At 38.0% G+C, this 13,535-nt stretch carries 14 protein-coding genes; 9 read left to right on the forward strand and 5 right to left on the reverse strand.

What is annotated here, in order from left to right; genetic code table 11:
* Positions 1-51: 51 nt before the first annotated feature.
* A complete protein-coding gene (locus tag NYP54_RS01190; protein ID WP_283156802.1) occupies positions 52-675 on the forward strand; it encodes a fumarylacetoacetate hydrolase family protein in 624 nt (207 codons plus the stop codon).
* A gap of 105 nt (positions 676-780) precedes the next feature.
* Here the strand turns inward: NYP54_RS01190 and orn are convergent, their stop codons facing one another.
* Both orn and efp read right to left on the reverse strand, forming a co-directional pair.
* Positions 781-1,335, reverse strand: coding sequence for an oligoribonuclease (orn, locus tag NYP54_RS01195; protein ID WP_283156803.1), 555 nt, complete (start codon positions 1,333-1,335; stop codon positions 781-783).
* Positions 1,336-1,348: 13 nt separating this feature from the next.
* Positions 1,349-1,918: an elongation factor P gene (gene efp / locus NYP54_RS01200; protein WP_117001280.1), complete on the reverse strand. Its 570-nt coding sequence runs from the start codon at positions 1,916-1,918 to the stop codon at positions 1,349-1,351.
* 49 nt (positions 1,919-1,967) lie between these two features.
* On the opposite strand from efp, the gene epmB reads away from it, so the two are divergent.
* Both epmB and NYP54_RS01210 read left to right on the forward strand, forming a co-directional pair.
* Complete coding sequence (gene epmB, locus NYP54_RS01205) at positions 1,968-2,990, forward strand: EF-P beta-lysylation protein EpmB (RefSeq protein WP_283156804.1); 1,023 nt, start codon at positions 1,968-1,970, stop codon at positions 2,988-2,990.
* 125 nt (positions 2,991-3,115) lie between these two features.
* Complete coding sequence (locus tag NYP54_RS01210; protein ID WP_283156805.1) at positions 3,116-3,655, forward strand: chorismate mutase; 540 nt, start codon at positions 3,116-3,118, stop codon at positions 3,653-3,655.
* Here NYP54_RS01210 and waaF read toward each other — a convergent pair.
* Together waaF and NYP54_RS01225 are read right to left on the reverse strand one after the other, a co-directional pair.
* A complete protein-coding gene (waaF, locus tag NYP54_RS01215; RefSeq protein ID WP_283156806.1) occupies positions 3,588-4,718 on the reverse strand; it encodes a lipopolysaccharide heptosyltransferase II in 1,131 nt (376 codons plus the stop codon). The two genes, NYP54_RS01210 and waaF, sit on opposite strands and share 68 nt — an antisense overlap.
* Positions 4,719-4,936: 218 nt before the next feature.
* Positions 4,937-5,644 carry a helix-turn-helix domain-containing protein gene (locus tag NYP54_RS01225; RefSeq protein ID WP_283156808.1) on the reverse strand — a complete coding sequence of 236 codons (708 nt, stop codon included), beginning with the start codon at positions 5,642-5,644 and terminating at the stop codon, positions 4,937-4,939.
* Positions 5,645-5,843: 199 nt separating this feature from the next.
* Between NYP54_RS01225 and NYP54_RS01230 the strand changes: the two genes are divergently transcribed.
* The 6 genes from NYP54_RS01230 (at position 5,844) to pyrF (ending at position 12,851) form a co-directional block, all read left to right on the forward strand.
* Positions 5,844-7,460, forward strand: a complete 1,617-nt coding sequence (locus NYP54_RS01230; protein WP_283156809.1) for a cytochrome ubiquinol oxidase subunit I — start codon at positions 5,844-5,846, stop codon at positions 7,458-7,460.
* Positions 7,460-8,659, forward strand: a complete 1,200-nt coding sequence (cydB, locus tag NYP54_RS01235) for a cytochrome d ubiquinol oxidase subunit II (RefSeq protein WP_283156810.1) — start codon at positions 7,460-7,462, stop codon at positions 8,657-8,659. Before NYP54_RS01230 ends, cydB begins: the two co-directional genes overlap by 1 nt.
* Before the next feature lie 21 nt (positions 8,660-8,680).
* Positions 8,681-8,842, forward strand: a complete 162-nt coding sequence (locus NYP54_RS01240; protein WP_157968156.1) for a hypothetical protein — start codon at positions 8,681-8,683, stop codon at positions 8,840-8,842.
* 141 nt (positions 8,843-8,983) lie between these two features.
* Positions 8,984-10,030: a glutathione synthase gene (gene gshB, locus NYP54_RS01245; protein ID WP_283156811.1), complete on the forward strand. Its 1,047-nt coding sequence runs from the start codon at positions 8,984-8,986 to the stop codon at positions 10,028-10,030.
* Entirely contained in the window at positions 10,005-11,993 is a 1,989-nt protein-coding gene (locus tag NYP54_RS01250) for a flavohemoglobin expression-modulating QEGLA motif protein (protein WP_283156812.1), read from the forward strand. The genes gshB and NYP54_RS01250 overlap by 26 nt, the downstream gene beginning before the upstream one ends.
* 96 nt (positions 11,994-12,089) lie before the next feature.
* Positions 12,090-12,851: an orotidine-5'-phosphate decarboxylase gene (pyrF, locus tag NYP54_RS01255; RefSeq protein WP_283156813.1), complete on the forward strand. Its 762-nt coding sequence runs from the start codon at positions 12,090-12,092 to the stop codon at positions 12,849-12,851.
* Here pyrF and NYP54_RS01260 read toward each other — a convergent pair.
* Positions 12,848-13,294 carry an Hsp20 family protein gene (locus NYP54_RS01260; protein WP_283156814.1) on the reverse strand — a complete coding sequence of 149 codons (447 nt, stop codon included), beginning with the start codon at positions 13,292-13,294 and terminating at the stop codon, positions 12,848-12,850. The two genes, pyrF and NYP54_RS01260, sit on opposite strands and share 4 nt — an antisense overlap.
* Positions 13,295-13,535 lie beyond the last annotated feature (241 nt).

Consider the following 13,535-nt stretch of genomic DNA (forward strand, 5'->3'; position numbering starts at 1 on the left):
ATTTAAAAACTGTTAGCCTTGCTTTATCTAAATTAGAGTAGTAGTGTTCATATGCAAAGCATTGTTTTTAATGGTGAAAGTATTTGTCCTTCAAAAATCGTATGTGTTGGGCGCAATTATTTAGATCACATCAAAGAGCTTAATAATGAGACGCCTGAAGAGCCTGTGCTTTTTATAAAACCTAACTCAGCGATCAGTGAGGCTTTAGCGATTGACTCGGTGCGTACACTGCACTATGAAACAGAGTTATGTCTACTGATAGAGTCACAAAAAATAGTAGGTGTTGGTTTAGGGCTTGATCTAACCGATCGCAATCTTCAAAGCAAGCTTAAACAAAAAGGGCTACCATGGGAAAAGGCCAAATCATTTGATGGCGCTGCGGTTTTTAGTGCATTTATTCCCTTAGAAAACATCAATGATTTAGCTGATTTGTCATTTACATTAATGATCAATGGATGTATAAAACAGCATGGTGTATATGAGCATATGTTGCATAAACCAGAGTTTTTAGTTCAATATATCCAGACATATTTCAGCTTGAATGATCACGATATTGTCATGACAGGCACACCTGAAGGTGTTGGTGAGGTTAAACTCAATGATGTTTTTGATCTTAGTTTATATCTCAAAGAAAAAGTTGTGTTAACAACGCAATATGTCGTAGGCAATCGCTAGCTTATGATTTGATATGCTACGTCCAAAAGTGGAAGTATATTAACTGAATTAGCATTAAGATCAAATGGCTTCGACTTCTCTCAGCCAACTGTTTTGCTAGGGAATCTAAGTTATATCTAGATTTAATAAGTTTGCCTGATAAAACTTCATCTCATCAATGGACTCTTTAATATCATCTAAAGCCAAATGCGTGCTTTGTTTGTCAAATTGTTGCAAAATTGAAGGTTTCCAGAATGAAGCAGCAATCTTAAAGGAACTTACATCAAGCAAGCGATAGTGGAAATAGTCCTCTAAGGTTGGCATATATTTCGCTAAAAATTTGCGATCTTGCCAAACCGAGTTACCACACAAGGGTGATTGACCTTTTTTAACATATGGTTTAATAAACTCAAGAATCATTTGCTCAGCTTCATTTAAACCGATGTTGCTTTGTCTGACACGTTCGGTTAGTCCTGATTCACCATGCGTTTTAATACACCATGAATTCATGCTTTTTAATACATCTTCATTTTGATGAATGGCAATGGCAGGCGATTCAGCCAAGATATTCAAATCTGGATCAGTAACAATCGCAGCGATTTCAATAATATGACACGTGTCGATCTCAAGACCAGTCATCTCAAGATCAAGCCAGATAAGATTACTTTTTGTTTGTGCCACGTCGCTCACAACCTTAGTCCTTAGCGCGTGAAACGTAATCACCTGTACGCGTATCGACTTTGATCACTTCATCGATTTGAACAAATAAAGGCACTTTAACCACAGCGCCTGTTTCAAGTGTCGCTGGTTTGCCACCAGTACCCGCTGTGTCACCTTTTAAACCTGGATCTGTCTCAACAATCTTTAGCTGCACAAAATTTGGCGGGGTAACACTAATTGGCTCACCGTTAAACAAAGTGATAGAACATTGATCCTGCTCTTTGATCCATTTCTTGCTATCAGCTAATGCTGTTTCAGTCACATTGTACTGCTCAAATGTTTCATCATGCATGAAAACATAAAACTCGCCATCAAAGTATGAGTAGCTTGCTGCTACCTCTAGGACATCTGCGGCATCAACGGATTCGCCTGATTTAAATGTCTTTTCAATCACACGTCCATTTTTTAGATTACGCAACTTGACACGATTAAATGCTTGACCCTTACCAGGCTTCACAAATTCATTTTCAACGATAACCATCGGGTTGCCATCCAGTAAAAGCTTCAAACCATTTTTAAATTCACTTGTACTAAAACTTGCCATCTTTTTCCTCTTTAGTATATTAGCGCTACTTTATTTCAAAACGTCGAACATGATACACGAAAAACACGCCACGCAACAGGGTAAAGCGCATAGCAAAAGTGCAGATTGGAAAAATGCATTGGCAACAGGTTTTGCACATTGGCAGGACTTGGCACAATTTTTGGAAATTGATCCTGCGTCTTATGATATTCCAGCACTTAAAACATTTCCGATGCGTATCCCTAAAGGCTTTGCGTCGCGCATGCAAAAGGGTGATATAAATGATCCATTATTATTGCAAGTCTTGCCTTCAGTAAAAGAGCTTGACTCAGTCAATGACTATGTTGCTGACCCGTTACAAGAAGCAGATTTCAATCCGGCAAAAGGTCTTTTGCATAAATATAAAAATCGTGCGTTATTAATCCTTCATCCAGCTTGTGCCGTGCATTGTCGCTATTGTTTTCGTCGGGAGTATGATTATCAAGCGCAAACACAATCAAAAGCATTGTGGCTTGACACTTTTGAGTATATTCGTAAAAACACAGCGCTTGATGAGGTGATTTTCTCTGGTGGTGATCCACTCATGCATAATGATGTGCTGTTGGCATGGTTTTTGGCACAAATTGAGGATATTTCGCATATCAAACGTCTGCGTATTCACACACGAATTCCGGTAGTATTGCCCGAGCGAATCACCGATGAGTTAATCAATGTGTTTAAAGAAACGAGATTACAAAAAATCATGGTCATTCATGCCAATCATGCCAATGAGATTAATGATGATGTTACAGTCGCTTTGGCAGCACTTAAGAATCAGTCTCAGTTTACTTTGCTTAATCAATCAACCTTACTTAAAGGCGTCAATGATAATGCACATATACTAAAAGCTTTATCTGAGGCACTTTTTGCTGCAGGTGTTATGCCATATTATTTGCATGTGCTTGATAAAGTCAAAGGGGCGGCACATTTTGATATTGATGAGTCAACCGCCAAAAAAATACATACCAAGCTCAAATCACTAACCTCAGGCTATCTTGTTCCTAAATTAACACGCGAAGTGGCGCATGAAATGGCAAAAACTTGGATAAATTAATGCTTTTTTGCATAAAAGCATTGAAAGTAAAGATACGATATAGCTTAATATCATTGCTTTTACGGTTTTATGATGAGAAGGAAATAATGTTAAAAATAATCAATAAAGTAACAAAGGTATGTTTTATGGCAGTAGTATTAACCGGCGTGTCACAGGCGTCTGATTGTGATAGCAGCAAACTCACCAATGCGTTTAATTTAATTGCTAAGCGCGCTGAAGTTATGCAATTAGTTGCTGCTGATAAATACTCAGATAAGGCAAGTATTTACGCACCAGCGCGTGAGATACAGGTGTTACAAAACGTTCAAGCAATTGCCAACAAAGAAAATTTGCCACTTTATCCAACCTTAATGTTTAGCCAGTTACAAATGGATATGTCAAAATTTATTGAACAGTATTGGCTAGATAAATGGCTTGTTGACCCTAAAAGCTTTGATCATAAAGATTTAGATCTAACGAAATTAAGAGCGACGATAAGTAGTGTTGATAAATCACTTTATCCTGCGATTAAAGATGCATTACCGTCGCTTAAGCGCTGCTCACTAGCGATTAGCTCAAAAGCATTTAAAGCAGCAATGAATAAAGTCGAAGGAGTGCCTAGTAATCCGGATTATGTGAATATGATGTTGGCAAGCTTAGTGGCAATTTCTCAAGCTCAGCAATAATCCTTTGTGGTAGCAGCTTATTCATGCAATCCATATGTCCTAATGGGCATTCACGTTTGAAACAAGGACGACATTCAAGATCATCAAGATAAACACTTTTTGCCAATGTATTTAACGGTGGTGTGAACTTATCAGAAGTCGAACCATAAATAACAAGTGTTGGGATATTAAGCGCGCAAGCGATATGCATTAATCCTGAATCGTTACTTATAACCCGTTGGCAACTTGCCAATAAATAAACCGCTTCTGGTAGAGTCGTTTTTCCGGCTAAGTTAAATAAATGTGCATGATGATTGCAGCCTTTACTAATATCTGATGTGGTTTGCTGATCTTTAGTGCCACCTAACAAAAGCACTTGATAATTTTGATCCAACAGATATTGCGCAAGTTCTGTATAATACGCACTTGGCCATTTTTTGGCAGGACCAAATTCAGCACCTGGACACAGCGCGATAATCGGCTTATCTTTGGTTAAACGATACTTAGCTAGTGTCGTTTCGACTAAGTGACGATCAACATTAAACTTAGGGTAGGGCAGTTTTGCAGGTAAGTGCTCTTTTTTAGCAATGCCTAATGCGCAAAAACGCTCAATCATTAAGGGGTATTTTGCTTTATTGAGTTTACGGCGATCATTTAACAACACAAAACGCATTTCGCCATGCCAGCCTGTGCGCTTTTTAATGCGCGCAAAAAAAGGAATCAATGCTGATTTCCATGAATTGGGTAAGACGATTGCATCGGTATAACCTTTGCCTTTAAATTCAAGGGCTTTTTGTTTGCGTGCATTAAAGCCAAATTGACCATGCTTAAATTCAAGCTCAAAATCTTGATTAATTTCAGGCATAAATTGCGCGAGCTCACAACAATGTTTTGGGGCTGCAATATCAATAATACAATTGGGATCTTGTGATTTGAGAAAGCGATAAAGTGATTGCGACATCACCATGTCACCAACCCAACTGGGTGCGATAATAAGATATTTACGCATCAGAGACAGTTTGATCGTCACCAACGACAACAAAGCGTGTGCTGCAGTAGGGGCAGACACCTTCGTTTTGATCATGTAGGTCTATATATACGCGTGGATGTTGATTCCAAGAAGCATGTTCAGGAATAGGGCAACAGATTCTTTGTCCACTGGACACTTTGACGGTTTGAATATCTTTAGACATAAAAAAACACTCTAGCTAACGATGCATAATGACGCGTAGTGTAGCATAGAGTGTTGGTTGCGACAATTTGTCTCTTTTGAATTAAATGGAAAGTTATTGAGGGATTAGCTTAAGACACTAGCGCTTTGAGTTTTACTATATCGAGTATGGTAATATCTTTGTGCTTAGCTTGAACGACACCATCTTTAGCCAATGTTTTAAAGGCACGTGAAACTGTTTCAATACTTAGGTTGAGATGATTGGCAATTTCTAAATGCTTCATCGGTAAAGTAAATGACATGTTGGAGTAACCACAGCGTTTTTGATGCGTACTTAAACGATAAATAAACTGTGCTAACTTAATATGTGCCTCATAAGTCGCGTCAACAAGATGAATAGCAGCATTAAATTTCTTACTCATTAATTGCAAAAAATCTAAATTAGATAGTGTGTCATTTGAAATCGCTTGCACAAAACTATGATAATCAAAGCCACAAACGGTACTATCCTCTAAAGCAATAGCGTTTAGTTGATGTAGACTTGATTCAATGCCATCAAATCCAAAGGCATCACCTTGTAGGCAAAAATCAACAATATGTTCATTAGCATTCACCAGTTTAAAGCTACCAGCACGCACACTATAAAAGGCAGTTAGATTGCGATTGATTGTATATAACGCATCGCCTTTTTTGACATTAACCGCAATGGATTTCACTTTAGTTAATGTTTTGTCATCATCAAATGGATTGATGTTAAGTGCACTACATAAATCACGGCAATCACAAAAATGACAGGTTTTAGGGCGACCGGTTAATTTATGGGCTTGATGTACCACCATGAATTTGCTTCAACTATTCTATAAGAGATATCAGGCATTGTGCCAAAAACTTGATCTATGTCAACAAACAGCAAGCTTAATTCATTGTTTTATCTTTGATAGTTTAGCTCGGTGATAACTCAAACTACAATGGCACTGAGATGCTTTGATATTTACAAAGTGTTGATAACGATGTTCAATCATATGAAGGGTAGTATAAATGATACCAAGTTTATTATCAGTGGAGCTTGCACGTTGGCAGTTTGCCTTTGTTGCCTGCTTTCACTTTATTTTTGTACCATTGACACTGGGGCTTACGTGGATTATTTTCACGATGGAGCTTATGTATGTCATCACTGGCAAACAAGTCTATAAAGACATGACCAAGTTCTGGGGAAAACTCCTTGGAATTAACTTTGCGGTAGGTGTTCTCTCGGGTTTAACGATGGAGTTTTCATTCGGTTTAAACTGGGCATATTACTCACAATTTGTTGGTGATATTTTTGGAACACCATTAGCGATTGAAGGCTTGGTCGCCTTTATGCTTGAGTCAACCTTTGTCGGTATGTTTTTCTTAGGTTGGAACAAGCTCTCTAAGAAACAGCATCTATGTGTGACATTCTGTTTGGCAATTGGTTCAAATCTATCTGCACTTTTAATTCTAGTTGCAAATGGCTTTATGCAAGTACCCGCTGGTGGTGAGTTTGTCTGGCAGACAATGCGTATGGAAACAACACATTTGTGGGATTTATTCATTAACCCGATTGCGCAAATTGGCTTTGCACATACGGTAATTGCCGGTTATGTAACATCATCTGTGTTTGTCATTGGTATCAGTGCTTTTTACTTGCTACGCAAGAAAAATAAAAGTGATGTTGCCTTTGCTAAACGCTCGATGGGAGTTGGCTTAGGCTTTGGTTTAATCGCTTCACTAATGGTGATGGTAATGGGCGATGAACAGGGTATTTTGGCATATAAATATCAGCCAATGAAGCTTGCTGCGATTGAAGCGGAGTGGGGTACACAAGCACCTCCGGCTAACTTTAATGTCATAGCATTTCCTAATCAGTCTGAGCGCAAGAATGACTTCTCAATTCAAATTCCTCATCTATTAGGTTTATTAGCCACACATTCCTTCGATCAGAAGATTTATGGTGTTAATACCATACTCTTTGATGGCTATACTGATGTCATGACAGGTAAAGAAATTCCTGCAGTTACGACACGCATTGCCAACGGTGCCAAGGCATATGAAGCAATGATGAAAATGCGCGATGGTTCGGCTGCAAAAAGTGACTACGCTACTTATAATGAATACCATCAAGATCTAGGTTATGGCATGTTGCTATTACGTTATTTGCCAGTCGGTGAGCCATTGACTCAAGCGACTTCTCAGCAGATTCGTGCAGCAGCCTTAGATACAGTGCCAAATGTTTCAACCATATTCTGGACATTTAGAATAATGGTTGGCATTGGTGTATTTATGTTCCTTGTCATGATTGGCGGCTTGATCTTACTCTTTAGAAAAACTTTATGGCAGAAGCGTTGGGTTTTACGAACGATGCTTTATATGATTCCATTACCGTGGATTGCTTGCTTATGCGGTTGGATTGTCACAGAACACGGACGCCAACCATGGACAGTGTATGATATGTTGCCAACAACCGTAAGTTCATCGATGATTAATGGTTGGGATATTTTATTCACATTAGTAATATTCTGCTTGTTCTATGCTTTATTGTTCGCTGTTGAAATGTATTTGATGTTTAAGTTTGCGCGCTTGGGACCAAGCAAAGTCCTTAATAAAGCACCGGCAACTACGAAGGAGAAGCAATAATGATGGATTTATATAGTGTTATTCAGTTATTAAGCTGGCTCGCGGTTGGTCTTATCATGTTCTTGACAGCTGCAACGATGTGCTTTGACTTTGGTGCGGGCATCTTGGCGCGTTTTGTTGGTAAAAATGATAATGAAAAACGTGCCATTATCAATATAGTTGCACCGACATGGGATGGTAATCAGGTCTGGTTAATCACCGCCGGCGCTGGATTGTTTGCAATTTGGCCACGTGTCTATGCCGGATCATTCTCAGGCATGTATTTAGGTGTTTTGGTTGTGCTTTGGGGCTTGTTTTTACGTCCTGTTGCCTTTGAATATCGTCATAAAATTGAAAACACCAAATGGGCAGGTTTCTGGGATTGGATGCTGTGCTTAGGTAGCTTGATTCCTATCTTGATCATTGGTGTCGCTATTGGTAATTTATTCTTAGGTTTACCATTTCAGTTTGATCCACATAGCTTACGTTTTTACTATGGTGAGACCAAAGCATTGGTGCAAGAACCTGCCTTTATCTCACTCATTGGCTTGCTAAGACCATTTGCGTTATTAATTGGTATTTTTGCCGTGATTATGTCGATTATGCATGGCGCGTCATATTGCGCAATGCGCACCAGTGGCGTGCTATTAGATCGTTTTGTTAAGATCCAAAAAATAAGTGCATGGCTTTTTATCATCCTATTTGCCATCGGTGGTATTTGGCTTATCTTTATTCCTGGCTTTCACTGGCAGCTAGCGAGTGATTTAAGTACATACTCACAAGCGATCAATCACCCATTAACAGGTGGCATTGTGACCGTGACACAAGGTGGTTGGTGGAGTAATTATGGCAATCATATCTGGATGCTAATCGCGCCTGTATTAGGCTTTGTTGGCGCAATAATGGTATTAAGCTTTGCTAAGAAATCAAATCCACTACTTGCATTTGTGGGTAGTGTTATCGCATGCTTTGGTGCGGTGTTTACACTAGGCTTTAGCTTATTTCCATTTATCATGCCATCAAGTATTGAACCTATGCAAAGTATGGTGCTTTGGAATTCAAGTAGTTCATTGATTTCACTGATTGGCATATTAATTGTGGCAGTGATTATGCTGCCAATCATTTTTATCTACACAACCTTTGTTTACAAAAAAATGTGGGGTAGAGATACTAAAATGACAGCGCAAGAAGTAGAACAACGCTCACATGAGTTATATTAAGAAGACTAAGGAGCTCTTAAAATGAAATTAATTTTATGGATTATTGGCATTGCCGCTTTGGTGTTGTCCTATGTGTTTGAAAGTTTTTATATATTTTGGTTAGCAACGGCTTTTACTGCGGTGGTTGCAGGATGCACTGTCGCCCATAGTGTTGATAAAAACCTACCAGCTGAAAGCGAATAACAACTCAATTTCTCCAATGGAATCATATTTCCATCAAATATCCTTCTTCATGCGCGACATATTTTTTATTTTACACTACACTTATTTGTGATTAAGATGCGCATGGATTGCCAAATTGGCATAAGAAAATAGGAAAAACACATGAGAATATGCTTTATTATGTACCCTTGGGAGCGTGTTGAACCAAAGATGGATTCAACACTGCGTTTGATTCACGAATGTGTTAAAAGAGGGCATACGGTTGCGATTGCAACACCTAGTAATCTTACGATTCGTGATAGTGTTGCACAGGCTTATGCAGATGTTTTCACCAAAGAGACAAAGGTAAGCTCAAGTTTTGTATCCTTTTACAATAATGCTAAGTTTAAACGTTGCCAATTGCCATTGTCAGGTTTCGATGTGATTTTTATGCGTGATAATCCACCGTTGGATAATTTAGCATTAAACTTCCTTGATTCAATTCATTCAGATACCTTTATTATGAATAGCTTAAATGGGCTTAGAATCGCTAATAATAAGCTGTATACCGCAGGCTTTAATGATCATGAAAATCTGTTTATTCCCGTGACTCATGCTTCAAAAAACCGTGAATATTTACAGCGTGTTCTTGAAGAAGAAGCAGGAGAGAAGATGATACTTAAACCACTAAATGGTTTTGGTGGAGAAGGTGTGATCGTGGTTGAGAAAAAAGCGTCTTCTAATTTCAAATCGCTGCTTGATTTTTATATAGGGGATAAAAACTCCAAAGGCAATTATGTTATTTTGCAAGAGTATGTTAATGGTGCTGAAGAGGGTGATGTACGGATTTTGATGCTCAACGGCGAGCCAATTGGTGCGATGAAACGCGTACCTGCTAAAGATGATATTCGCTCAAACGTGCACGCAGGTGGGCATGTGCAAAAGCATAGCTTAAGCAAACAAGAAAAAGCGCTATGTAAATTTATTGGTCCTAAATTGGTAGAAGATGGACTTTATTTTGTTGGGATTGACGTTATCAATGGCAAGTTGATTGAGGTTAATGTCCAAAGCCCAGGTGGTATCTCACGGATAAATATGTTAAACAAAGTCAAACTACAAGAAAAAGTCATCGATTTCTTGGAAAATATTGTAGTCACACGCAAAAATTTGATCAAACATAAGAAGTTATTAACCAAGGTGATTGATGATGCTAACGCTAACGACCAATGAAATTATTGACAAAGTAAATACCAACGAATGCTTTGAGGCAACGGTTGATCATGGTGGGTTTAGTATTTCCATTCGGGAGTACACACCATTTATTGCTACGGCCATTCATGCAGGCAGCAACTTTGAAAGTGCGCTTAAATCCCATTGTCAACTGACGGAAACTGAGCGCTATTTTGAAGAAGATCCATTTACTGATCATTTTATTACCGGACTGCCCATCACATTAATTGCACATGATTCGCGTTATGCGTATGATCTAAATCGCGCACTAGATTCATGTATTTATGATACTGCTTGGGGTAAAGCTGTGTGGCACACGCCACTTACTAATAAATTAAGAAATAGTTTAATCGCTAAGCATGCAAGTTATTATGAGGTGCTTTCAGCGCTGGTGACTGCAATTGAAACCACACATCAAAAATGCTGTATTATCGATGTACACAGTTATAATTATCAACGTATTACAGATAAAGTCACACCGGTGTTTAACATTGGTACACATTTTATCAATAAACGTAAATGGCATAACACGCTTAGAAAATTCAGTCTAGCACTGTTAACTGAAATGGATATTCCCAATATTGAAACGACCGTTGAGCATGATTTGGTATTTTATGGACGCGCTTATCAGGCTGAGTTTATTCATACACAGTTTAAAAACACCTTACTCATCCCTTTAGAGGTCAAAAAAATTTATATGGATGAATTAAGTGGCGAGAATTATCCTTTAGTCATTGAAGCCATTGCTCAAGGCTTGCAAAGCGCGATATATAAAACTATGGAAGGATTTAGTAAAACCCCTCGTCAGGCACGCCAAAAAAATAAGGGCATGCTTGACAAAGGATTACTTTCTTTTGATAAACGACTTTTTCAATTATCACGTAAGATCGATGTGCTTAATTATGTTAATCCGATTAATTTTCACACCGAGAAGAAGAAATTTTTCCAAAAACGTGGTGATTACGAGCCAAAATTTCATTATCGCCAGTTAAAAATCAATCCGTTTGAGTTTAGAGAGAAGCTTTATCATTTACCTTTGCATGATGTTGAGTCTCCTGCGTTAAGACAATTATATTGTGAGGTGATCGACTCGATTGCATTAGATGTCGATCTTTTAACAAGTGTTGGCAAAGATGAATTTTTCTATAATAGTTTGCGTATTTATGGTGAGCCAAGTAACCGTGATATTGCTAATGCCAATTTTTTACTACATGCACCTGATATCACTAAGCCATGCAAGACAAACTATGAAGGTGATGAGATTATCAATGCTTTTGAGGAAGTCATTCAGAGTTATCAAATCGACTTCAAAATCAAGCTTTCCGATCAGATTATTGCCAAAGCAATGGTTGATAATGGCAAAAAAGAAGTTGTGATTAACAAAAATGCTAAGTTCAATCATAAAGAGCTACAAGCGCTGATTCATCATGAGGTCGGTGTGCATGCATTAACAACCATTAACGCTGAAGCTCAACCTTTGTCATTATTGCGTTTAGGCTTGCCAAATAATACGCATACACAAGAAGGCTTGGCGATCTTTAGTGAGTATTTATCTGGAAACCTCACGATTAAGCGTCTGCATGAATTAGCACTTCGTGTTATTGCTGTTGAACATATGATTAAGCATATGCAGTTTTCTAAAACTTATCATTACTTGCGCTCTATCAGTGGTCTTGAATCGCATGCTTGTTTTCGTTTGGTGGCACGCGTTTATCGTGGTGGCGGCTTTAGCAAAGATTTCCTATATCTTAGCGGTTTGCGCGAAATTATTGATGCACATCAAAGGATGGATATTAATCTGTTATTTACCGGCAAAACCAGTCTTAAATACCTTGATAGCTTGCATAAAATTGCTAATGAAGGGTATTTAATAGCGCCTAAGCTTATTCCTGTAAGTTATCAATCACCAACCGTTGATGCCGATGATCAAATCATTCGTTATTTGATGCAGTCGATTAAATAATTAAAATCACTAAAATAATCAATGCCCTTCATAGACGCCAAAGGGCACCTATGTTATAGTTTGCGCTCAAATCACGTATACAGTTAGGTTTGAATCATGCTACTTCCTTATGCTCAATCATCGCATCCAGTCACACAAAAATTACACAAAATTGTACAAAACAAAAAAACTAATTTGGCATTATCAGCTGATGTCACCGATAGCAAATCACTTTTGAAGCTTGTTGAGAAAACAGCAGATCATATTGCTATATTGAAAACACATATTGATATCGTCTCTGACTTTAAACCACAATTGGCACGAGAATTACGCCAAATCGCTGATGAGACAGACTTTCTTATCTTTGAAGATCGTAAGTTTGCTGATATTGGTAATACGGTTTGTCACCAAGTGCGTGACGGGATTTATCATATTGCTGAATGGGCGGATATTATTAATGCCCATCTTTTACCTGGGGTTGGCATTATTGATGGATTAAAAGAAGGGTGTAAAGGGCGTGATATTGGTTTGCTACTTTTGGCACAAATGAGTAGTAAGGGCAATCTATTTAGTGATGACTATACACAACAAACGGTTGTTGAAGCCGAAAACAATAAAGACTTTATAATGGGCTTTATCGCCCAAGAAAAACTAAGTCAAGATAATGATTTAGTGACGATGACACCTGGGGTGAATTTTGCCTCCGCGGGTGATAATTTAGGGCAAAATTACAATACGCCTGAATATGTTATCAGCCACAAGAAATCAGATATTATTATTGTTGGACGAGGTATTTATGGTGCAGGAGATCCGCAAGAAGCAGCTTGCCAATATAAAGAGCAAGCATGGGATTTATTAACTCAATTAGTGCTTAGTTAGTCGATTGTTTCAAGCGTTTTAGCACTTTGTGTATTTTGAGCATTTGAATTTATTTTGATCTTCTTAGGCTGCATTGCTTCAGGAATCTCTTTAAGTAAAGCAATATTTAAAATACCATTTTCAAATTGCGCATCTTTAACCTCAATATGATCAGCAAGTTCAAAAGTGTGTGTAAATGAACGCTCAGCGATACCTCGATGAATAAATTTACGTTCTTTGCTGTCTTCATTTTTGTTGCCGGTGACAGTTAACTTACCTTGATGAACAACGATATCAATTTCAGATTCTTTAAAGCCTGCAATAGCCATACTGATTAAGTAATCATGCTCACCTAAAACTTCGATATTGTAAGGAGGGTAGCTCGTTGGTTTACCTGTTTCAGCCAATGCAAATAAGCGATCAAAGCCAATAGCATTTCTAACAAGTGCATCTAATGTATTCATAATTTTACTCCTAATTTAGCAAGTTTATTTTGATGTTTTGAAATCATAGTCATATGTTTCAAAGGTTTTTTGCAATACCCGTTTGGCGTATCACGAGTTGATAAATAGGGGGTAAAATTAGGATTTCAAGAAAAAAATTGAAAAGTTTATATAAATTTAGTGGAAGATAAAAGTGAATGCCTTTGGCATTACTTGTTGCTATGCTATGATGCCAATGGATAGCAAAAGTTAGGAAAAATAA

Origin of the sequence: Cysteiniphilum sp. QT6929 (assembly GCF_030035755.1) — a bacterium.
Lineage (GTDB): Bacteria > Pseudomonadota > Gammaproteobacteria > Francisellales > Francisellaceae > Caedibacter > Caedibacter litoralis.